Here is a 21,428-nt window from a genome sequence, read left to right as displayed (position 1 = left end):
GACTACTGGATCGTCCGCCGCACCAAGCTCGACCTCGCCGACCTCTACAAGGCCGGCGGCCGCTACTGGTACGACGGCGGCTGGAACTGGCGGGCGGTGGTCTCCCTGGTGGTGGGTGGTGTGCTGGCCATCGGCGGCTCGTACTCCAACGTCGTCAAGGGCGTCAAGCAGGGGCCCTTCCCGGCGGACGGCCTGATCCCCTTCCTCAAGCCGCTCGCGGACTACGGATGGGCGGTCGGGCTGGCGTCGTCGCTGGTGCTGTACGTCGCGCTGACGCGCGCACAGCCTCCGGCGGCCGCCTGACCGCGATGACCGTGCCGCGATCCCGTGAGGGTCGCGGCGCAGTCGTGGTCTTATGTACGAGTGATCGATGACGCACTCTGCAGAGCCGTGGAAGAAGCGGTACGAGCGGTCGCCGCGGCGGAGGTCGTGCCGCGGTGGCGACAGCTGGCGGCCGCGGACATCAGCACCAAGACCGGGCCGGGGGACCTGGTGACCGTCGCGGACCGGGAGGCCGAGGCGCGGCTGACGGAGACGCTGCCGGCGCTGCTGCCGGGCTCTGTGGTCGTCGGGGAGGAAGCGGCGCACGCGGACCCCGGACTGCTGCGGCGGATCGCGGGCGACGCGCCGGTCTGGATAGTCGACCCGGTGGACGGAACGGCCAACTTCGTAGCGGGGAAAGAGGAGTTCGCGACCCTGGTCGCGCTCGCCCAGGGCGGCGAGGTGCTCGCCTCGTGGACGTACGTACCGCAGCTGGGCCTGATGGCGACCGCGCGGGCCGGCCGGGGCGCCTGGCTGGCCGGGCAGCCGCTGCGCACGGCCGAGGCGGCCAAGCCGGGGGAGGGGGAGGTGCTGCGGGTGGCGACCTCGCAGTTCTCCTACCTGGACGAGCAGGAGCGGCGGCGGTTCGAGGGGCTGGGGACGGACGACGTCCACGCGCGGCAGTGCACCTGCGCCGGGCTGGACTACCTCGAGGTCGCGCGGGGCGGGCTCGACGCGGTGGCGTTCACCTGGGAGGCGCCCTGGGACCACGCGGCCGGGGTGCTGCTGGTGACGGAGGCCGGCGGGGCGAGCCTCACGGCGGCGGGGGAGCCGTTCCGGATCGCCGGGGGCAACGAGTTCCCCTTCGCGGTCGCGCGGGACGGGGAGACGGCCCGCCGGGTCGTGGAGTTGATGGGGGAGGGCGAGCGGTGACCCGGGCACACGTACTGGACGCGATCGTCGTCGGGTCGGGCCCGAACGGCCTCACGGCGGCGGCCGAACTCGCCCGCGCCGGGCACTCCGTGGAGGTCTACGAGGCCGCCGACGGCATCGGCGGCGGCGCCCGGACCGAAGAGCTCACCCTCCCCGGCTTCCGCCACGACCCCTGCTCGGCCGCACACCCCTTCGGCGTCGGCTCGCCCGCCTTCAACGCCATGCCGCTCGCCGCCCACGGCCTGGAATGGGTCCACGCCGAACTCCCGATGGCCCACCCCTTCGACGACGGCACCGCCGCGGTCCTGGCCCGTACGGTCGGCGAGACGGCGGCATCCCTGGGGCCGCGCGACGCGGGCGCGTACCGGCGGCTCCTCGCCCCGTACGTCGGCCGCTGGGACACCCTCGCGGCCGACTTCCTCCGCCCGCAATGGCTCGGCTTCCCCCGCGACCCCCTCCGCTTCGTCCGCTTCGGCCTCACCGGGCTGTTGCCCGTGTCCCTGCTCGCCCGCCGCTTCCAGGACCTCAAGGCACGCGGTCTGCTCGCCGGCCTCGCGGGCCACGCCATCGCGCCGCTCAACTCGCCGCTCACCGGCGCCATGGCGCTGATGTTCGCCGTCGCCGGCCACGAGGGCGGCTGGCCGGTCGCGCGCGGCGGCTCGCAGGCGATCTCGGACGCTCTGGCCTCCTACCTGAAGGAGCTCGGCGGCGTCATCCACACCGGCGTGACGGTGCGCAAGCTGGACGAGCTGCCGCCCGCCCGGGCGTACGTCTTCGACACCTCGCCGACCGCGCTGGCGCGCATCGCCGGGCTCGGCGACGCGTACCGGGGCTACCGGTACGGGCCCTCCGTCTTCAAGATCGACTACGCCCTCGACGGCCCCGTCCCCTGGACCGCCCCCGACGTCCGCCGGGCCGGCACGGTCCACATCGGCCCGACCTTCGGGGAGATCGGCAACGCCCTCGGCCGCGCCATCGCCGGCCTGCCGCCGCAGACGCCCTTCCTGATCACCACGCAGCCCACGGTCGCCGACCCCAGCCGCGCCCCCGAGGGCAAGCACATCTTCTGGGCATACGGCCACGTCCCCAACGGCTGGCACGGCGACGCGACGGATGCCGTCGAGCGGCAGATCGAGCGCTTCGCCCCCGGCTTCCGCGACCTCGTCCTCGCCCGCGCGATCAGCGGCCCCCCGCAGCTCGCCGCCCGCAACGCCAACTACGTCGGCGGCGACACCGCCTGCGGCGCCTTCACCGGCCTCCAAACCGCCTTCCGCCCCAAGCTCCGCGTCATCCCCTACACCACCTCCCGCCCCGACGTCTTCCTCTGCTCCTCCGCCACCCCACCCGGCCCCGGCGTCCACGGCATGTCCGGCCACCACGCCGCCCGAGCCGTCCTGCGCTCCCTGGCCCGCCGGCGGTAGCTCCCGCCACCCCCTGCGGGGTGGGTGGTTGCGGTCCGTTGGCGGCTGCGGGCTCGTGGGGCGGGGTTGTTCCTCGACCGGCTGCTGGGCCCCGATGACCCCGTCCGCCGGGCGGAGGTGCTGCGGCGCCTCGAGTCGGACGCGGACAGCGACGCCGAGCGCTATCGCCGCTGCTGACCGTCATCAACGGCGAGAAGCCGCCGCACTCGCACACGCCCGACTACGTCTGGCTGATCGAGGCACCGCGCTCTCATCACCGAAACCACTGAACGTACGATCGGTGTATGGAACAGCGTGTATTGGGCAGGACGGGCCGCCAGGTCTCCGTCGTAGGACTCGGCACCTGGCAGCTGGGCGCCGACTGGGGTGACGTACGGGAGGAGGACGCCCTCGCCGTCCTCGACGCGGCGGTCGAGGAGGGCGTGACCTTCTTCGACACCGCGGACGTGTACGGGGACGGGCGCAGCGAGCAGCTGATCGGTCGCTACCTCCGGGAGCGGCCGGACGCCGGGGTCTTCGTCGCCACGAAGATGGGCCGCCGGGTGGACCAGGTCCCGGAGAACTACGTCCTGGAGAACTTCCGAGCCTGGAACGACCGTTCCCGGGCCAACCTCGGCGTGGACACCCTGGACCTGGTCCAGCTGCACTGCCCCCCGACCCCCATCTACTCCTCGGACGCCGTCTTCGACGCCCTGGACACCCTCGTCGACGAGCAGCGCATCGCCGCGTACGCGGTAAGCGTCGAGACCTGCGAGGAGGCCCTCGCGGCCATCGCCCGCCCCGGCACGGCCAGCGTCCAGATCATCCTCAACCCCTTCCGGCTCAAGCCCCTGGAAGCCGTCCTCCCCGCCGCCGAGAAGGCCGGCGTCGGCATCATCGCCCGCGTCCCGCTCGCCTCCGGGCTGCTGACCGGCAAGTACACCAAGGACACCGTCTTCGCCAAGGACGACCACCGCAGCTACAACCGCCACGGCGAGGCCTTCGACCAGGGCGAGACCTTCTCCGGCGTCGACTACGAGACCGGTCTCGAAGCCGCCGCCGAATTCACCGCCCTCGCCCCCGACGGTGCCACCGCCGCCCAGACCGCGCTGCGCTGGATCATCCAGCAGCCCGGCGTCACCTCCGTCATCCCCGGCGCCCGCTCCGTCGACCAGGCCCGCGCCAACGCGGCCGCCGCCGCGCTTCCGGCGCTGTCACAGGCCACGCTGGACGCCGTGCGGGATCTGTACGACCGGCGCGTCCGGGTGCAGGTGCACGGCCGCTGGTAGTGGGTGTGGGGATGCTGTGTCGGACGGAGTCCGGCGCAGCCGTCCCGACGCCTGCGGAGCAGTGCGAGGGCGGCAGAGGGTGGTTCTGCCCGGGCCCGCGCCAACGCGGCCGCCGCCGCGCTCCCGGCGCTTACCTGCCCGCTCCCGCCTCCTGGGCGATGCCGTCCAGGAGTGCGGGCAGGGCGCTGCCGATCGGTTCGCGTACGACCTCGTCGGCGAGGTCGTCGTAGGGTGTCGGCTCGGCGTTGACGATCACCAGCCGTGCCCCGTGCTCGGCGGCGATCCCGGCCAGCGAGGCGGCGGGCTGCACCCGCAGGCTCGTACCGACCGCGACGAAGAGCTGGGACGCCTTGGCGATGGACATCGCGTCCGCCAGCACCACGGGTCGAGCCGCTGCCCGAACATCACCGTGGCCGACTTCAGGATGCCCCCGCAGTCCTGGCAGGGCGGATCCTCCTCGCCGGCCCGGACCCGATCCAGCGCCTCGTCCATCCCGGAGCGGCGATGGCACCGCGTGCACACCGTCTGCCGGGCCGTGCCGTGCAGCTCCAGCACCTTGGGCCTGGGCAGCCCCGCCGGCTGGTGCAGGCCGTCCAGCCGGTCCCCGGACTGGGCGCCGCCGGCTACGCGGGCGTGAGCACGGCCCGTACGTCCGCCACCAGACCGGCCGCCGTCTCGACGGCCTGCGCGGGCTCGCCGAGGCCGGACAGGGCCGCCTCGGCGCGGGCACGGAAGTCCGCCGGGGTGTCGGGGAGGGCGGCGGCCGCCGCCAGGGCGCCCTTCTCGTTGAGGCACCAGGTGCGGTGGTGGGCGTGCAGGGACTGCGTGAGCACGCCGATGGCGCGGGCCAGGCACAGGGCGGCATGCAGGACGTCGCCGGCCGCTGCGGACTTGCGGGCGTTGACCACCAAGAAGTCGGCCTCCCAGGACGCCTCGGTCAGGGCCGTGCGCAGCGGCTCCGGATACTCACGCGTCCGCTCCCGCAGAGCCGTCAACTCCCCCTTCGGGTCGGCCAGTACGCGCCCGAGGGCCACCTCGCCCGCGTACACCGGCGACCAGAAGCCGAGCGGATGGCCGGGCTGGATGCCCACCTCGTAGCGCCCGGCGCGGCAGTCTGCCCAGACGCGCTCGACACGGTCCAGATCGCGCAGGATCCAGTCGACCTGCTCACCCTTGACCGTCAGCCACGCCCCGCCGTTGACCCACGGCCCCCAGCCGCCCGGCCCTGCGACCTCGACCTGCCCGCCGGTCGCCTCGGCGGCGAGCGCCCTGAGCGCGGCGAGGTCGGGATCACCCCGGTAGTAGACGCCGAGGTCCCAGTCGGAGTCGGGGCGATGCGTGCCGCGCGCCCGGCTGCCGCCGAGCATCACGCCCACGACGCCGGGGACTTGGGCGAGGCGCTGTGCCATGCCGGGGACGGAGCCGGCGGCGTCGGATTCGGTGGGCATGTGACAGCCGCGACAAGGGGCTGCTACGCCGGTTCCTCGTCGGCGGGAGCCGACGCGATCAGATCGAATGCCTCGTCGACCTCTGCGGTCATGGGCAAAACCTGATCGAGGCCCGTCACGTCGAACGCGCGCTGGACCGGTTCGCCCACTGCCGCCACTGCCAGCCCACCGCCGACCGTCTGCGTTCGCTGCCATACGCGCAGGAGTGCGTTGATCCCGGAGGAGTCGCAGAAACTCAGATCCGCGCAGTCGAGGACGAGCCAACGCTTACCGGCGGTCAGCAGGGCCTCGGCAGCCGACGTGAATACGTCGCACCCCCCGAGGTCGAACTCGCCCGACAGGCGGAGTACCCCCTGCTCCGCCTGTTCCCGGATGACCGGAAGAACCACCAGTCGCGCATCCATGGCCTCTCCCTCACTACCTACGCGAAAAGACAATATTTGAAGACTCAACCCGCAGCCAGATGGGCCGATGCTACCTCGCCTGCGGGCGACGCCGAGCACGGGCGGTGAGGTCTCCGCGGCTGCCCTAGCGTCCGACGGCGTAGCCCTGCATACCGCGCGGGTTGGCGGCAGCCGACAGCAGCCCGGTCTCCGGGTCCCGGGCGACCGCGCAGAGCCGGCCCTCGGACCAGGCGGGGCCGAGGGTGAGGTCGTGGCCGCGTTGGCGAAGGCCTTCGATGACGGCGTCGCCGATGCGGGACTCGACGGTGATGCTGCCGGGGCGCATGGTGCGGGGGTGGAAGGAGCTGGGGAAGGAGTCGGTGTGCCAGTTGGGGGCGTCGATGGCGCCCTGGAGGTCCAGGCCGCCGCGTACGGGGGCGCGGAGGGCGGCGGCGAGGAAGAAGTGCAGCGACCACTGGTCCTGCTGGTCGCCGCCCGGCGTGCCGAAGGCGAGGACGGGGACGCCGTCGCGCAGGGCGAGCGACGGGGTGAGGGTGGTGCGGGGGCGGCGGCCTGGAGTGAGGGAGTTCGGGAGGCCGGGTTCGAGCCAGGCCATCTGGAGACGGGTGCCGAGCGGGAAGCCGAGGCCGGGGATCACGGGGTTGGACTGCAGCCAGCCGCCGCTGGGCGTGGCGGCGACCATGTTGCCCCACCGGTCGACCACATCGAGGTGACAGGTGTCGCCCCGGGTGAGCCCGCTGGAGGCGACCGTCGGCTCGCCGCCGCCGCTGATGCCCATGGAGTCGAAGTCGTCGTCGGCGGCCGGGTCGTGAAGGGCGTAGCGCGGCAGCCGGGGCGTGCGGCCTCCGGGGCTGCCGGGGCGTAGCTCGTACGAGGCCTTGCCGGGCTCGATGAGGGCGCGCCGGGCGACGTTGTACGCGGGGGAGAGCAGGTCGGTGACCGGGATGTCGTCGTGGGCGTCGCCGTACCAGGCCTCGCGGTCGGCCATGGCGAGCTTGGTGCCCTCGATGAGGGTGTGGACGTAGTCCGGGGTGCCGTACTCCAGCTCGTCCGGCAGCAGGGCCAGCTGCTGCAGCAGGACCGGGCCCTGGCTCCAGGGGCCGGCCTTGCAGACGGTCCAGCCGTTCCAGTCGTGCGCGACCGGGGCCTCGTACTGTGCTTCGTAGGCAGTCAGATCATCTCCGGTGAGCGTGGCGGCGTGCCGCTCACCGGAGGTGTCAAACGCCGGGCGTGCGGCGAACGCGGCGATGGCCTCGCCGATGAAGCCTTCGCGCCAGATCCGCCGGGCGGCCTCGATCCCGGCCTCCCGGTCACCGCCCTCCGTCTCCCGCAGCAGCCGGCGCCAGGTGGCCGCCAGCGCCGGGTTCCTGAACATCTCCCCGGGCCGTGGCGCCGGCAGATACACGGCGGCCGAGGTCGTCCACTCCGTCTCGAACAGCTCGCGTACGGACTCGACCGTCGCGCCGATCCCCTCCACCGCCGGGTGTCCGTGCTCGGCGTACCCGATGGCGTACGAGAGCACTTCCGCGAGGGACTTCGTGCCGTGGTCGCGCAGCAGCACCATCCACGCGTCGAACGCCCCCGGCACGGCAGCGGCCAGCGGCCCCGTCCCCGGCACGAGATCCAGCCCCAGCGAGCGGTAGTGCTCCACGCTCGCCCCGCCCGGCGCCGGCCCCTGCCCGCACAGCACCCGCACCTCGCCGCCCGCCGGCGCCAGGATGATCGGCACCTCGCCCGCCGGGCCGTTGAGGTGCGGCTCCACCACATGCAGGACGAATCCCGCGGCGACAGCGGCGTCATACGCATTGCCGCCGCCCTCCAGCACAGCCATCGCCGACTGCGAAGCCAGCCAATGCGTGGACGAGACCATGCCAAAGGTCCCCTGCAGCGTCGGGCGCGTCGTAAACATGCCCCGAGGCTACCCGCGGTCGGCCACCGCTTCGATCAACCCCAGGAAGTCCTCCAGATCGGCCTCGAACTCCCCGACCCATCCTCGACGCGCCTCTCGCGCCTCTCGCGTCGGGCACAACGGAGCCGGCAAGACGACCTTCGTACGAGGTCGTCACCGGCCTCGTACGACCCGACGAGGGCCACGTGGCCCTCGGCGGCGCCTTGGGCGTCGCCCCGCAGGAGCCGGCCCTCTACCCCAGTGCCTCCGTCCGCGAGAATCTGCGGCTCTTCGGCACGCTGGCCGGGCTGCGGCGGCCGGTCCGCTCTCCGGGCCGCCCTGCACGGTGCGACCGGCGAGACGCTGCGGGCCTGCGCGCTGCTCGCCGCCTTCGCCCTGGTCTTCGGTGCGCTGGCGGTGGTTCGGGCGGGGCGCGGGTGGAGCCGTTCGGCGGAGCTGTGACCGTTCCGGGGTGACCGGCCGGAAATTGCGGGCCCGTCGAGGCGTTTTCTGCGACAGCACGGCTAGGCGTAACGATATGACGGATCCCACTGCATATCAGAAAGCAACCGACTTGGTCGGCAGCCGAGCGCGGGCCGACGTCGAGCGGGAGTTCAAGACGCTGGAGGCCGCCGCGGCGGCACCGCAGACGCAGACACAGTTCTCCCGTGGCGCCCTGAGCGGCTACGTGTGGGCGCTGGGTCGCGCCGACGCCGCACCGGTCACCGGCGCCGACTCCGGTGGCACACCGGACCTGCAGCTGCTCAGCGCGGAGGTCGACGCCACGCTCGTGCAGCTCGCCGACCAGAGCCCGAGGATGGTCCCGCGCGACTACATGCGAGGCGTCCACGACGCCCTGGCCTGGGTCTGCGGGTACAGCGACGAGCAGCCCTCCGGCGAACTCACCGCGCGGCCCTGAGCGGCCGGGCGGCGACATGACCGAGCACTGGTACAGCAGCTCGATGTCGCCGGTCGCTGGCCCGCCCCCTCGTCGTACAGCCCGAAGTAGCGGGCCGCCCTTCGGCGAGGTCTTCGGGGACCGGCTGTACGGAGAACCGGAGTCCGACCTGCGGGGGCTGCCCCTGGGCGGCTACGGCTTCCGGTGGATCCGGCTCAACCGGCGGGCCGGGTGACGCCGGAAGGGGCCGGGGCCTGTCCCGCCGGGTGGCCGTCCTCCAGTTCGGCGGTGCCGGTGCCGCTTTCGAGCGCGTTCAGGGCGGCGATGATGCGGCGGTGGAGCCCGGGGGAGAGGTACGACTCGGCTTCCGACGGGGTGACCATGAGCCAGGCGGACAACTCCTCTGGCTGGAGCCGGATCGCGGACTGGCGAGCCTCGTCGAGCACCCCGCCGTCGTACAGGTACGACACCAGGGGAGGCCTGCCCGGCCCCCGTACCCAGTCGACCGCGAGCAGTTGCCCGGGCTCGATGTCGAGCCCGATCTCCTCCAGGGTCTCGCGGCGCGCTCCCTGACGGGGAGTCTCACCCGCGTCGGACTCCACGGTGCCGCCGGGCAGGGTCCACTTGCCGTCCTCGCGGTACGTCGTCTCGGCGATGAGGACCCGGCCGTCCGCGTCGCGGAAGAGCACGTGGGCGCCGGACAGGATCTTGGGCAGGCTCGCGATGTACTCGCTGTATGTCACGGTGGTCACCTGCCTGAACCTACGTCCAGCGCCTCGGCGGCCGCCGTCAGTTCGGTGATCGTCACGCTGCCGGGTGGTCTTTGCTCGCGCGCCGCCGCGTTCGTCAGCCGCTGCAGGGTCTCGTTGACCGGCGTCGGTACGCCGTGCTCGCGGCCGAGCAGCACGATCTCTCCGTTGAGGTAGTCCGCCTCGGTGGACCCGGTGCCACGGGCGAGGCTCTGCCAGGTGGAGCCGCCGAGGTAGGGGCTGCCGGCCACCGGTCGGATGTCGACGCGGTCGCCGCGCTCTTCGGCCTGCTCGGCCTCGCTGGCGTACGGAATGCCGGCGGCGTCGAGGACCGCGACCCCCTCGGCGAACGCGCGGGTGCGCAGGGCGAGGTCCGCGTCGCCGGCGGGCGGCCCGGTGAGGGCGCGTATGGCGTTGCCGAGGTTGGCGAGGAGCTTGGCGTACTTCCACCGCATGACGTCGGGGACGACCGGCGCGAGGAAGTGGGATTTCTCCAGGTCGGCGGCGATACGCGGGGCGGTGTCGTCGGTGCCGTGCGGGGCGCGGCCGAGGTGCAGCATTCCGGTGAGGGGGCCGGCGGGGGCGGTGATCTCGCCGGGTTCGAGATAGGTGGAGGGCAGCCAGACGCACATGCCGTAGACGTGCCGGAAGCGGCGCAGGGCGAGGCGCTCGTTCTCGACGGCGTTCTGGGCGCAGACCAGCGGGAGATGGCCGGCCGACGGCGCCCACGCGTCGAGGGCGGCGGCGGTGTCCTGGGTCTTGACGGAGAGGACAAGGACGTCGTCCTCGCGTAGCTCCAGCGCCTCGGGGCGGTCGACGACCGGCACGCGCAGCGTCAGCACGCCGTCCGGCGTACGGAGGGTCAGTCCCCGGTCGCGCAGGGCCTCGTGGTGAGCGCCGCGCGCGACCAGGACGACCTCGTGCCCGCTCTCGTACAGCCGCCCGCCGATGGAACCGCCCACGGCACCGGCGCCGATGATGATGTATCGCACAAGCACTGAGCTTACGAGACCAGGCGCAGTGTGCGGGAGGCCAGCTCGGTGATCTTCACACCGTCGAAACCGAACACCGCGCTGCGGACGCGGTCCTCGAGCGGGTCCTTCCACTGCGGCGGGATCGCGGCGGCCCCGCACAGCACACCGGCCACGGACCCCGCCGTCGCCCCCGAGGAGTCGGTGTCCAGCCCGCCGCGCACGGTCAGGGCGATAGTGGCCGTGAAGTCCCCGGCCCCGTACAACAGCCCCGCCGTGATCAGCGCGGCGTTCGGGACCGTATGGATCCAGTGGAGCCGGCCGTGGTCCTTGTCGAGCTCGGCGAGGGCATCGGCCCAGCCCACGCCCGCCTCGTGCAGCGCGGCGGTGTGGCGGACGGTACGGGCGAGCCGGCTGCCCGGCGGGATGTGCTCCACGGCTGCGTCGAGAGCGGCCCGGGCGTGCGGCGCGGTGAAGGCGGCCGCGACCAGCGCCGCCGCCCACATGGCGCCGTAGACGCCGTTGCCGGTGTGCGAGAGGACGGCGTCGCGCCGGGCGAGGGCGGCGGCACGAGCGGGGTCACCGGGGGAGGTCCAGCCGTGGATGTCGGCGCGGATGAGGGCGCCGATCCACTCCTGGTAGGGATTGTCGAGGGTGGCGGTGAGCGGCGGCTTCACGCCGTTGGCCAGATTGCGGTACGCGGCGCGCTCGGCGGTGAAGGTCTGCAGGTAGGGCAGCCGCAGCAGCCACAACTCGCCGACCTGCTCCGTGGTGAAGCCGAAACCGTACGTCTCCAGCAGGTCGAGGCCGAGGATCGCGTAGTCCACGTCGTCGTCACGGGCACTGCCGTGGATGTTGCCCCGCGTGCACTGGGGCCACTCCGGGCGCAGCTCGAATTCGCCGGGCAGCGGGTCCAGCGCCGGGATGTAGTGGGTGAGCGGGAGCGCGTCCGCACGCCGCAGATAGCGGTCGATCCGGTCGCGCGTCCAGTGGTCGCCGCGCTCGACGGGCTTGCCGAGCATGTTGCCGGCGATCCGGCCCAGCCAGCCGCCGAGGATCTTGTCCTGCAGGCCCTCTGTCATGCCTCCGGTCTACCGGAACCGGGGGCCGGAGTCGCGAAACCCTCGGCGACCAGCGCGGCGAGCCGCAGGCCCATCTCGTACGTCTCGTCCGCGAGCCAGTCGAGCAGCAGGACGCTGGTCGAGGCCAGATGGTCGTCGTGCGGCACCACCACCACCCCTCGGCAGCGTTCCGAAATGCGGTTCACGACCAGGGCCGTGGACTCGATGAGGGTGTCGCGGCTCTTGTTGACCACCACGACGGCCTCACGGGCCAGCCGGGGCCGGGTGCGGGCCAGATCGTCCAGCAGAGTGAGGGTGTGTCCCAGGCTGATGGGGTCGGCAGTCACAATGACCAGGCCGTCGGCGTTGGCGTAGTCGCCCTGCCGGTTCAGGACCCAGGACTCGTCGGCCTCGTCGGTGATCATGACGCCGTAGTGGGGGGTCAGCCAGTCGACAAGCTTCCGGTAGGCGTCGGACTTGCGGGTGTGGCGGGGCGAGGTGAGTTCGGCCCTGGCCATGGCGCCATTGGTCACCACGGTCAGGCCGGAAGCGTCCTCCGCAAGGAATCCCTGCAACGAGTCGTATCCGGTCACCTGAGGACGGACGCTGGACAGATCCCGCAGCTGGTAGGGCGCGTTCTGGTAGAAGCGGCGCGTCAACGGGACCCGCACTCCCGAGGGCTGGCTGTCCAGGTCCATGGCAAGCACCCGGTCACCGCGCTGCTCGGCCAGCACGGCGCCCAGCAGGGCGGTGATCGTTGTGGACCCCAGGTTCTTGCTCGGGCTGATCACGCTGATCCGGCGGCGGCCGTTCACCGGGGTGCGGATTGCGCGCACCAGTCGTTCGTACTCGTCGTCCGGCGCCCGGCGGCGGGCATCACGGCGCAGCGCGATGAGTCGGCCGGCCGGGGCGTTGGTGCGGGCGGCCGGGGTCGGTTCGCCCTCCCCGGGCGGCGGGCCGGGCAGGCAGGACTCGATGGCGGCGGTGACCTGGGCGGCGGACGGCCGCGCGGCCGGGTCGGGATCCAGGCACCGAGCCAGCACCGTACGTACTGCCTGCGGAAAGGCGCTGACCGAGAGCGAGGGCTGGAGCGTCTGGGGCAACAGCCGGCGGGACATCTGCCCCGTGCTGGCGGCGATGAGGATCGCGGCCAGTGAGTAGACGTCCGTCTCGGGGCGGTGGCTGCCACCGGACAGCGCCTCGGGAGCGCGGTAGACGGAGTCGGACGCGAAGGGCGTCGATTCCACGCCGGTCGGCGACACACCCCCGATTCGCACCGTCATCCAGTGGGTGAGCCTGATGGTGTGCTCGGTGACCAGCACCGTATCGGGGGTCAGCGCGCCGTGCACGATGCCCAGCTCCGCCAGGACGCCGATCGCCTGGGACAGGTGCCAGGCCAGCCGCAGGAAGAAGTCCGACCGTGCCAGTGCGCCGTACGTCTGTCCGACTGCCCGCAGGGTGGGCGCCGGGATCTGCACGTCGGTCGTCACCAGCTCCATGGACAGCCACGGCAGCCGGTCGTCCGGGCCGCCGCCGATCAGTTGCGGCGCGTAGCGGCCGCCCATCCGGTTGAGGGCGTTGACCGCCGTCTCCACGAACTGCCTGGCGTTGCCGCGGCCGCGCGGCCCGGCGACCTCCACCATCGCCTCGTTGCCCTGACCGTCGAGGCCCAGATAGGCGGTCGCCGTACCGCGTACATCGCTGCGCGCGATGAGCTTGTAGGGACCGACATAGCGCGGGTCGTCCCCGCGCAGTCCACGCCAGGTGGACGGGGGCACCGCCAGGTCGGGCGGCTCGGACCCGTCGGGTCCGCCCGCCGTGTCCGAGCCGGCGGGGGCTTCGGCGGGCGGGGCGCCCAGGTGTGCCATGAGCCGGCTGTCGAGCCAGGCGAAGGGCCGGCCCCGGTCGGCCAGGAGGTCGGTGCCGCGCGGGTGGGCCAGCCAGGCCGGAAAGTCGGGCGAGCGGCCCGCGAGGACCGCCAGCTTCTGCGCCACCGCGCGGCTGGTACGGGCCAGTTCACTCGGCGGGGCGACGTCGAGGAGGATCTCCCGGTCCCCCTCCGAGAAGTCGAAGCGCTGGTGCTCGGGCGCCAGGGAACGGTCCTCGACGCCCGACCGGCGCATCAGTCCGCCGAGGAAAACCTCGGCCAGATGTGCCGTCTCGGCCCGCCACGGCACCGCGGCCTGGACCAGCCGCATCACCGGGACCGACACCGGGGCCACCGCCGCCAGGTGAGCCGCCAGCCGGTAGGCCTGGGGGGATGCCGTGTCCCGGAACCGCAGCACCGGGTCCGTCGGCCGGCCGTCCGGCGGCGGGGCGCTGCTCGGCGCTTCCCAGGAGGCCAGCGGCAGCACCGCGCTGGCGCCGGGCGAGGCGACCAGTCCGGCCCACCGGGCGATGGCCGGGGGATGCGGCTCCAGGACCGGCACCGGGATGCCGTCGTAGTCGGCCACGCCGGGCGGCAATACGGGATCGGTGACCTGCCAGGTGTCGTTCGCGGCGCCCCGGCGGCGCGTTGTCACGCGCCAAGCCTCCGCCCGGATACCCGAACTGCGCCACATGCGGGCCGGCAGCGCGTGGACGATGGCGGTCGGCCCGCAGTGCGCCCACCGTCCGAGGACCGAGCGCATCCTGCCGTCCCGCCAGGCAGCGCCCACGCCGTCGCTCACGACCAGCACAAGGGTGTGTCCGGACGGGTCGGAGACGGCAGCCGTCGACAGCACCGGGGAGCCCGGGTCGTACGGCCTGCCGCGCAGGACAGGACCCTGACGGCCGCGGCTGTCCAGCCCGTACACCCGCAGATTACGGAACGCGCCGAGCCGTTCGGTCAGTGAGCGCAGCTCTGCCGCCAGCCGGTGCCACAGCAGCATCGACAGACCGTCGTCCACCACCAGCGCCAGGTCGAGCCAGCGTTCCCGGGTCGGCCGCATGACCACCTCGGGCAGTCCGGTGTCCGCCATCGCTGCCGCCGTCGCGTCCTCGTCCAGCTCCCAGTCGCGGCCCACCGGGTGACGTTGCTTCAGCGGACGCAGCGCGCGCCCCAGACGCAGCTCGTCGGTGCCCATGGCCTTGCCCTCGGGGGCTCTGACCGGAAGCGCCGGCCGGTCCGGTGACTCCTCGCCCGCTTCGGGGCGGGACAGTCGGCGGGTATCCGGACGGTCGGCGCTGGCATGCAGCGCGCCCGGGCGGCGTACGCTGCGGGCCAGGCGCGGTGCGGGCTTCAGCGGACGGCCGGGCTTCGACGCGGGCTCCGGCGGGACGGGGGCAGCGTCGGACGGAGGCGGTCGGCCCGGCGCGTCCTCAGGGGTGGTGGGCGCGACGCCGCCCAGCGCGCGGGCGACCGGTGCGGCGGCGCCGGATGGCAGGTCACGGGCCAGCCACAGGGCGTCCAGCAACTCCCAGGCGGACAGCTCGGCGCCGCTGTCCTCCAGGACCCGAAGCAGCCGCCCCGGCACTTCCGTTACACCGTCCCGCCGAGCCGGTGCAGCACGGCTTCCAGGAGGCCCTCGGCGTCCAGGTTCACCCCGCCGATCCGCAAAAATACCGCGTTGAGCAGTTGGTCGGTGGCCAGCTCGCCCGGGGCGCGGCGACCCAGAAAGGCCTCCACCAGGTCGTCGACCCCGGCCAGCGCCTCCTCGCCCAAGTGGGCGGCGATGATGCTGCGGAGCCGCTGCTCGTCCGGGTCGGGCAGGTCGAGCCGTACGCACCTGCGCAGAAAGGCCGGCGGGAAGTCCCGTTCGCCGTTGCTGGTGATGACCACCACCGGGAACTCGCGGCAGCGCAGCCGGCCCCGCACCACCGGCACCCGCGCGCCGTCCGGATCCGCGGTCAACACCTCCACCTGTGACTGTTCCTCAGGCAGCCGGGCCAGCTCAGGAATCTCGAACTCGCCGTCCTCGAAGACCGTCAGCAGGTCGTTCGGCAGATCGACGTCCCCCTTGTCCAGCTCGTCCACCAGCAGCACCCGTGGCTGCCCGCCCGGCACCAGCGCCGTGCCCAGCGGACCGAGTCGCACATACGATCCGATGCCCGGGTCGGCGGCCTCGCCACGGCCGTCCTGGTCCCGGCGGAGGTTCGTCTCACGCAACCGGTTGATGGCGTCGTAGTGGTACAGCCCCTCCTTGAGCGTCGAGCGGCTGTTGACCGGCCACTTCAGCACCCGCCCGAGCGACAGTTCCCGCGCGATGGCCCGGGCCAGCGACGACTTGCCGGTGCCCGGATGCCCGGTGACCAGCAGCGGCCGACGCACGCGCAGTGCGGCGGTCACCACATCGGCCTCGACCGGCCCGATGAGATAAGGGCTGGGCCGGGGAGCGCCCTTGCCCGCCGGGGTGAAACGCCGCCAGGGCGGCGCCTCCGGAAACTCCACCACGCGTGTGCTGCCGTCGCCGCGGAACAACCGCCAGTCGGTGTCGGGCGCCTCTGTCATCGCTCCTCCGTCCGTTCCGATGGATCGGCGAGCCACAGCTCGCTCGGCAACCGGCGGTCCGCGTCCTCCCAGACCAAGGCCGGCCTGGTGGGCAGGTCCGCCGGGTCGGCATAAGCGTCCAACCGGAAGCAACGCACACGTTCGGGCAGTTCGTCCAGAGGGCCATCCGGATCCACCGCCGCGAGCCTGCCCGCGTCCTGATGCCCGGTCGCCTCGCGGTCCCACAGCACCACCGGCACCCCCATCGCCAGCGAGTACGTCAGCATCTCCGCCCGCTGCTCGCGGCCACCGTGCAGCACCACCCGGGAGCAGCGCAGATGCTTCATCAGGAGCTGTCTGAGCTTCTCTTTTGTGATCCGCTCGTCCACTACGAGCGCCTCGCCCGCGCCCCGCGCGTTCCACCGGCGCACCAGGTCCTGCTCACCGCTGCGCGAGCGGCGGCGCAGCTCCGGGCAGCGCAGGACGACGTGGAAGTCCTCGCCGAGCCGACGCGGCATCATCTCGTCCGGGAACATGCCGTTCCATTCGTCCACGGGTATCTGTAGCCCGTCGCGGTCCACGACGACCTCGACCAGAGGGACGCCGTCGTCCTGGTCAGGGTTGAGCCCGTGCACGGTGTCCCGCACGACCTGCGCGACCTCCGCCGGCGTGCGGGGCCGGTCCTCTCCAGCGGCGACCCGGGCCGCGCTCCCGTCCGGGCGGCCGCGCCACAGGGCGCACGCGTAGCGGTCCTCCGCGTCGGCGCCCCACCGACTCAGCGAGACCACCGCCCGGGCCGCCGTGGACCGACGCGCCCCGGCCCAGGCGACCGCGTCGGCCCGGCGCTCGTACAGGGCCGAATCGTGGATGCCGAGCCGCTTGGCGACCCGGCCGCTCCAGGCGTGCAGCCCGTCCCGGTCGGTGCCGGGGACGCAGACGGCCACGTACTCGACCAGCCGCAGCAGCGCGGGCACCCGGGGCGTGCCGAGCGGCACAGGCGCGCTGTCGTTGAGCTGCTCCAGCGCGCACACCGCTTCGTCGAGGGTCTCCACCGACACCCGGCCGGACTGCAGGGGCGGCGGCAAATGGTGGTACTTCAGGGCGTCGGCGGCGGCTCTGGGCAGCAGCCCCGGGTCGGCCCGGACCAGCGGGGCCAGCCGGTCGACCAGCCGCCGGTATTCGCCGTACGAAAGCAACCGCGCGGCGCCCGACGCCGCGCCGAGCAGCACCAGCTCGTCCAATGCGGTCCTGCCGGCCGGGGAGGTCAGCTGCGGTGCCAGCGATTCGGCCAGGGTCGCCAGGCCCCGGGGGTGGACTGCCAGGACGGTGGCCAGTTCGTCGATCGAGGGCCAGCTTCCGTCGGTGGGGCAGCCCAGGCCGCACTGCTCGGCGAGCCGACGGGCGTGATCAGTGCGTACTGCAGGGTCGCCGAGCAGCGCGGCGAGCGGCTCGGTGAAGTGGTGGGCCCGAGGATCCGCGACACCGGGGCCGTGCTCTGCGTCCCCATGCTCCCCGGCCGCCTCCCAGAGGCCCTTGACGCCCGCCCGCTCCAGCTCGGCCCGCACCGCCTGCCAGGGGATGCACCAGCTGCGCCGCACGACCTGTTGTGCTGAGAACGGCCCCGGCGATGGCCGTACGTGCGCGGCCACCAGGCCCACCATCGCCTCCTGGTCCGCCGACCACAGCGGGCCACCGCTGTACCCCGGCCCGATGGCCGCCCCCGTCAGCGCGCCGTCGACGTATGCGATCCGGCTGTCACAGGCTTTGACCAGCACGTCCACGAAGGTGGCCCGCTGCCCGCCGCCGTGCCAGGCCCGCACGGTCTGGCCCTCGTACATGTCCGTCCACGGCCGGGCGGCCGCGCCCGGCGGGGATGGCTCGCTCAGCTCCAGGACAGCCAGGTCACCGGCCCACTCCAGGGCGCCCCTCGGCACCGGACCCGCGTTCCCGTCGGCCCTGCGCGGCGGCATCCACAGCACCGGTCGGGCGAGCCGGCGCACCGGGACCGCCTGCTCGGGAAAGGAGACCGCTATCTCGGCCCCTGTGGGGTGGTCGGTGCTGAGCAGCTCCCTGCCGAGGGCGTCGTTGACCACATGCGCGCAGGTGAGCAGCCGGCTGCGGGACAGCAGCACCCCACCGCCGGCAGCACGCCGGTCGCGCGAGCGCAGCACGGACACGAACGCCGCGCGTACGCGTACGTCCGCCGGGCCGTCGCCGGGAGCACTGCGGAACCATCCCATGGGTCAGCCGCTGTGCGGCGGGATCTGCCAGGTCGCGGAAACAGTCATGCTGGCGTTGCCGTTGGCGCCGACGACGCCGAGCTTGAGGTCCTGGCCGATCTGGACCCCGAACGAGACGGTCAGTTCGTGCGGCGGGTCGGCGGTCGTGGCCACCGCGTCGTGGATCTCCTGAAGCACCGTCCCCAGCGGGCGCAGCGCGACCCGCAGAGTCTCCACCGCCAGCTCCGACGCCCGCCCTCGGGCCACCGGTTCGACCTCGCCGAACCCGTCGGGCAGATCCGCTCGCGGTTCTCCCACGGGTGCCACTTCCAGGCGGATCGCGGCCCCGTCATCCAGCGTTAACTCCATGAACTCCGGCACGTGGCCATTGTGCCGATCACCGGACCCCGGCGGCAGGGGAATGGGCAGATCGCGGCACGCGGGATAGGGTCCGAACGGCGCGACCTTGCATACAAGGAGATAACTGGTGACCCAGACGCAGCGGGTGCTGATCGCCGCGGACAAGTTCAAGGGCTCGCTCACGGCTGTGCAGGTGGCCGAGCGGGTCGCCGCGGGCCTGCGCGCTGTCGTACCCGGCGTGACGGTCGAGTCCGTGCCGGTCGCCGACGGCGGTGACGGCACCGTCGACGCGGCGGTCGCGGCCGGCTTCGAACGGCGCGAGGTCACCGTGACCGGGCCGCTCGGCGAGCCTGTCACGGCCTCGTACGCGCTCCGCGACGAGACGGCTGTGGTCGAGATGGCCGAGGCCTCCGGGCTGCGCCATCTGCCGGCCGGGACCTTCGCGCCGCTCACGGCGACCACGTACGGCACCGGTGAGCTGATGCGGGCCGCGCTGGACGCGGGCGCGCGGAGCATTGTGCTGGGTGTCGGCGGCAGCGCCACCAACGACGGCGGCGCCGGCATGCTCGTCGCGCTCGGCGCGCGGTTGCTGGACGCGGACGGCGAGCCGGTCGGCCCCGGCGGCGGCGCTCTCGCCGCACTGGCCACGGCCGACCTGTCCACGCTCGACCCCCGGCTCGCCGACACCGAGGTCGTGCTCGCCAGCGACGTCGACAACCCGCTGCTCGGCCCCAAGGGCGCCGCCGCGGTCTACGGGCCCCAGAAGGGCGCCTCCCCGGAGGACGTCGCCACCCTGGACGCCGCCCTCGGGCGGTACGCGGAGGTGCTGGGCGCCGAGTCGGCGGCCGAGGCGCCGGGCGCGGGTGCTGCGGGGGGCGTCGGCTTCGGGGCGCTCGTCGGGCTCCGGGCCGGCTTCCGGCCCGGCGTGGAGGTGCTGCTCGACATGCTCGGCTTCGCCGACGCCCTCGGCCGCGCCGACCTGGTCATCACGGGCGAGGGCTCCCTCGACCAGCAGACCCTCCACGGCAAGGCCCCCGCCGGCGTCGCCACCGCTGCCCGCGCCCGCGGCCTCGAAGTCATCGCCGTCTGCGGCCGCCTCGCCCTCACCCCCGGCGCCCTCGGCTCCGCCGGCATCCGCCGCGCCTACGCCCTCACCGACCTCGAACCCGACCCCGCACGCTGCATGGCTGACGCGGGCCCCCTGCTCGAGCGTCTGGCGGCGCGGATCGCCCACGACTTCCTGTAGCGCCCACAGGGTTGGGGGTAGACCGCCTGCCTGAGGCGGGACGGGCTGGCCCAACCCGCCCGCGCCCGGCAACGGGCTCGCACCACGACGGTGGGTGTCCGGGGGGGTGGCCTGAGGCCGGTGGGCGGGTTGTGCCAGCCTCCCCCACCCCCAGACTCCGTCTGGGAGGTGCCCCCGTCTCGCGTCGCTCGCCTTGCGGAACGTACTCCCACAACCCGGGTAAAGCGCCGTGAAAAATGGGGTGGGCCCGAGCCACATGGCTCGGGCCCACCCCATTTCAGGCAGAAACTACGGCAGCTGCGCCCGCGCTTCGCGCCGGTTGGCGCGCATCGTGTTGACGCGCCGAGTCGTGGCGAAGAGGGGGATGAAGACCGCGGCGACGATCTGGAGCGTGGCGCCGGTCTGCAGGAGGAGGTCGCCGCCGGGGACGGCGAAGGCCCAGCAGACGAGGCAGCCCATGCTGAGGACGATCCAGGCCAGGGTGACGATGGCGAGGCGGCCGCGCGGCTTGGGGTACTCGACGCGGCTGACCATGAGCCAGGCGACGCCGACGATCGCCAGCAGCGTCGGGATGAACGGCAGCCCCAGCAGCACCACCGAGATCACCGTCATCGCCCCGAAGGGGCTGGGCATGCCCTGGAAGAAGCCGTCCCGGACCGTCGTGCAGGAGAAGCGGGCGAGCCGCAGGACGACCGCCAGCAGCACCACGACCGCCGCGACCGCCGACACGCGCCCGTGAGCGTCGTCCGTGATCAGGCCCCAGACGACCACGAAGTACGCGGGGGCGAGGCCGAAGCTGATCAGGTCGGACAGATTGTCCAGCTCGGCGCCCATCGCGGAGCTGCGGAGCTTACGTGCCACGAGCCCGTCGAAGAGGTCGAAGACGGACGCCATGAGCATCAGCAGAACAGCCGTCGCGGCGCTGTGCCGCGCCATGCCGCCGTCGGCGTTGCCCATGAGGTGCGGAACCAGGACGCCCGTGGTGGTGAAGTACACCGCCATGAAGCCACAGATCGCGTTACCGAGAGTAAGGGTGTCCGCTATCGACAGCCGCGTGGAGAGCGGCATGTCATCGACGTCGCCGATGCCGTCGTCGTCGATCTTGGCGACCCAAGGTGCCTGAACTGCGTCAGGATCAATCACGGTCAATGCGAGTCACCCCAGCCACAGTGGTCTGGCCGACCTCGACGGCGGACTCGACGCCCTCCGGGAGGTAGATGTCGACCCGGGAGCCGAAGCGGATCAGGCCGATCCGCTCGCCCTGCTCGACCTTGGTGCCGGCAGGCACGTACGGGACGATGCGCCGCGCGACCGCGCCCGCGATCTGCACCATCTCGATGTCGCCGAGCTCGGTGTCGAAGTGCCAGACGACGCGCTCGTTGTTCTCGCTCTCCTTGTTGAACGCCGGAACGAACCCACCGGGGATGTGCTCCACGGAGGTGACCTCGCCCGCCAGCGGGGCACGGTTCACATGGACGTTCAGCGGGCTCATGAAGATCGCGACGCGGGTGCGCCCGTCCTTCCACGGCATGATGCTCTGCACCACGCCGTCGGCCGGAGAGATGACGCGGCCCTGGGCGATCTCCCGCTCGGGATCGCGGAAGAACCACAGCATGCCCGCAGCGAGTGCGGTGGTGGGTACGGCCACGGCCGCCCAGCGCCCGGAACGGCGGGCGCGGGAGAGGCTGACCGCTGCGGCGGCCACGGTCGGGAGGAGCCACGGCGACGCTCCGCGCGCGAGGCGGACCCGGCCGCGTTGTGCAGAGGAATGGCTGTGGGGCATGGAAGACCTTCGTAGCGGAGGGTGCCGCAAGACGGTTCTGGGGACGGCGGCTTTACAGGAATGGTATCGGTTCAAACCTGCAACTGGGCAAGCCAGCAGCCGAGTCGATG

At 73.0% G+C, this 21,428-nt stretch carries 21 protein-coding genes and 1 pseudogene; 9 read left to right on the top strand and 13 right to left on the bottom strand.

All coding sequences use genetic code 11. From position 1 onward, the window contains the following. The 5 genes from EFK10_RS27005 to EFK10_RS26990 all read left to right on the top strand — a co-directional run. Window positions 1–303 (top strand): cytosine permease (locus EFK10_RS27005; protein ID WP_206305599.1); only part of this gene is annotated, 303 nt, incomplete at its 5' end. Between the two features lie 60 nt (window positions 304–363). Then, the gene (locus tag EFK10_RS27000) at window positions 364–1,194 is read left to right on the top strand and encodes an inositol monophosphatase family protein (protein ID WP_127358256.1); all 831 of its coding nucleotides are present in this window, start codon (window positions 364–366) and stop codon (window positions 1,192–1,194) included. After that, on the top strand, window positions 1,191–2,615 hold the full coding sequence (locus EFK10_RS26995) for a phytoene desaturase family protein (RefSeq protein ID WP_127358255.1): 1,425 nt from the start codon (window positions 1,191–1,193) through the stop codon (window positions 2,613–2,615). The genes EFK10_RS27000 and EFK10_RS26995 overlap by 4 nt, the downstream gene beginning before the upstream one ends. Before the next feature lie 24 nt (window positions 2,616–2,639). Continuing rightward, window positions 2,640–2,792, top strand: coding sequence for a hypothetical protein (locus EFK10_RS47800; protein WP_164836156.1), 153 nt, complete (start codon window positions 2,640–2,642; stop codon window positions 2,790–2,792). A gap of 107 nt (window positions 2,793–2,899) precedes the next feature. After that, on the top strand, window positions 2,900–3,883 hold the full coding sequence (locus tag EFK10_RS26990; protein WP_127358254.1) for an aldo/keto reductase: 984 nt from the start codon (window positions 2,900–2,902) through the stop codon (window positions 3,881–3,883). Between the two features lie 130 nt (window positions 3,884–4,013). On the opposite strand, the pseudogene EFK10_RS26985 reads toward EFK10_RS26990, so the two are convergent. From EFK10_RS26985 to EFK10_RS26970, 4 genes and pseudogenes are all read right to left on the bottom strand, one after another. Then, window positions 4,014–4,480: pseudogene (locus EFK10_RS26985) on the bottom strand (Sir2 family NAD-dependent protein deacetylase); the annotation flags it as partial. Window positions 4,481–4,506: 26 nt separating this feature from the next. Then, window positions 4,507–5,331, bottom strand: coding sequence for a nucleotidyltransferase domain-containing protein (locus EFK10_RS26980; protein WP_240677484.1), 825 nt, complete (start codon window positions 5,329–5,331; stop codon window positions 4,507–4,509). 23 nt (window positions 5,332–5,354) lie between these two features. After that, window positions 5,355–5,735, bottom strand: a complete 381-nt coding sequence (locus EFK10_RS26975; RefSeq protein WP_127358253.1) for an STAS domain-containing protein — start codon at window positions 5,733–5,735, stop codon at window positions 5,355–5,357. Between the two features lie 124 nt (window positions 5,736–5,859). Continuing rightward, window positions 5,860–7,644 (bottom strand): gamma-glutamyltransferase family protein, encoded by a 1,785-nt coding sequence (locus EFK10_RS26970; RefSeq protein WP_127358252.1) that lies wholly within the window; start codon window positions 7,642–7,644, stop codon window positions 5,860–5,862. A 240-nt stretch (window positions 7,645–7,884) separates the two neighbouring features. Between EFK10_RS26970 and EFK10_RS47795 the strand changes: the two genes are divergently transcribed. The 3 genes from EFK10_RS47795 (at window position 7,885) to EFK10_RS26955 (ending at window position 8,756) form a co-directional block, all read left to right on the top strand. Next, window positions 7,885–8,085 carry a hypothetical protein gene (locus EFK10_RS47795; protein WP_164836155.1) on the top strand — a complete coding sequence of 67 codons (201 nt, stop codon included), beginning with the start codon at window positions 7,885–7,887 and terminating at the stop codon, window positions 8,083–8,085. Window positions 8,086–8,197: 112 nt separating this feature from the next. Further along, window positions 8,198–8,542 (top strand): hypothetical protein, encoded by a 345-nt coding sequence (locus EFK10_RS26960; RefSeq protein WP_127358251.1) that lies wholly within the window; start codon window positions 8,198–8,200, stop codon window positions 8,540–8,542. A gap of 16 nt (window positions 8,543–8,558) precedes the next feature. Then, complete coding sequence (locus EFK10_RS26955) at window positions 8,559–8,756, top strand: hypothetical protein (RefSeq protein ID WP_127358250.1); 198 nt, start codon at window positions 8,559–8,561, stop codon at window positions 8,754–8,756. On the opposite strand, the gene EFK10_RS26950 is transcribed toward EFK10_RS26955, so the two are convergent. From EFK10_RS26950 to EFK10_RS26920, 7 genes are read right to left on the bottom strand one after another with little or no spacing between them, the layout of a single operon-like run. Beyond that, window positions 8,737–9,273 (bottom strand): NUDIX domain-containing protein, encoded by a 537-nt coding sequence (locus EFK10_RS26950; protein ID WP_127358249.1) that lies wholly within the window; start codon window positions 9,271–9,273, stop codon window positions 8,737–8,739. The genes EFK10_RS26955 and EFK10_RS26950 overlap by 20 nt on opposite strands. Then, the gene (locus EFK10_RS26945; RefSeq protein ID WP_127358248.1) at window positions 9,270–10,262 is read right to left on the bottom strand and encodes a ketopantoate reductase family protein; all 993 of its coding nucleotides are present in this window, start codon (window positions 10,260–10,262) and stop codon (window positions 9,270–9,272) included. Before EFK10_RS26945 ends, EFK10_RS26950 begins: the two co-directional genes overlap by 4 nt. A gap of 11 nt (window positions 10,263–10,273) precedes the next feature. Next, window positions 10,274–11,323 (bottom strand): ADP-ribosylglycohydrolase family protein, encoded by a 1,050-nt coding sequence (locus EFK10_RS26940; RefSeq protein WP_127358247.1) that lies wholly within the window; start codon window positions 11,321–11,323, stop codon window positions 10,274–10,276. Next, window positions 11,320–14,757 (bottom strand): SAV_2336 N-terminal domain-related protein, encoded by a 3,438-nt coding sequence (locus tag EFK10_RS26935; RefSeq protein ID WP_127358246.1) that lies wholly within the window; start codon window positions 14,755–14,757, stop codon window positions 11,320–11,322. The genes EFK10_RS26940 and EFK10_RS26935 overlap by 4 nt, the downstream gene beginning before the upstream one ends. Window positions 14,758–14,762: 5 nt before the next feature. Beyond that, a complete protein-coding gene (locus EFK10_RS26930) occupies window positions 14,763–15,731 on the bottom strand; it encodes an AAA family ATPase (RefSeq protein ID WP_127358245.1) in 969 nt (322 codons plus the stop codon). Then, a complete protein-coding gene (locus tag EFK10_RS26925; protein ID WP_127358244.1) occupies window positions 15,728–17,950 on the bottom strand; it encodes a VMAP-C domain-containing protein in 2,223 nt (740 codons plus the stop codon). Before EFK10_RS26925 ends, EFK10_RS26930 begins: the two co-directional genes overlap by 4 nt. Before the next feature lie 3 nt (window positions 17,951–17,953). Beyond that, window positions 17,954–18,310, bottom strand: a complete 357-nt coding sequence (locus EFK10_RS26920; RefSeq protein ID WP_127358243.1) for a CU044_2847 family protein — start codon at window positions 18,308–18,310, stop codon at window positions 17,954–17,956. Between the two features lie 106 nt (window positions 18,311–18,416). Here EFK10_RS26920 and EFK10_RS26915 point away from each other — a divergent pair, with 106 nt between their 5' ends. Continuing rightward, complete coding sequence (locus EFK10_RS26915; RefSeq protein ID WP_240677483.1) at window positions 18,417–19,535, top strand: glycerate kinase; 1,119 nt, start codon at window positions 18,417–18,419, stop codon at window positions 19,533–19,535. Between the two features lie 288 nt (window positions 19,536–19,823). Here the strand turns inward: EFK10_RS26915 and pssA are convergent, their stop codons facing one another. Further along, entirely contained in the window at window positions 19,824–20,684 is an 861-nt protein-coding gene (gene pssA, locus EFK10_RS26910) for a CDP-diacylglycerol--serine O-phosphatidyltransferase (protein WP_127358242.1), read from the bottom strand. Further along, the gene (locus EFK10_RS26905; protein ID WP_127358241.1) at window positions 20,671–21,318 is read right to left on the bottom strand and encodes a phosphatidylserine decarboxylase; all 648 of its coding nucleotides are present in this window, start codon (window positions 21,316–21,318) and stop codon (window positions 20,671–20,673) included. The genes pssA and EFK10_RS26905 overlap by 14 nt, the downstream gene beginning before the upstream one ends. Between the last annotated feature and the right edge of the window lie 110 nt (window positions 21,319–21,428).

This window comes from Streptomyces soli, from assembly GCF_003999195.1.
Classification (GTDB): domain Bacteria; phylum Actinomycetota; class Actinomycetes; order Streptomycetales; family Streptomycetaceae; genus Actinacidiphila; species Actinacidiphila soli.
Note: the sequence above shows the minus strand (reverse complement) of the source record. Positions and strands in the feature narration are given on the sequence as shown.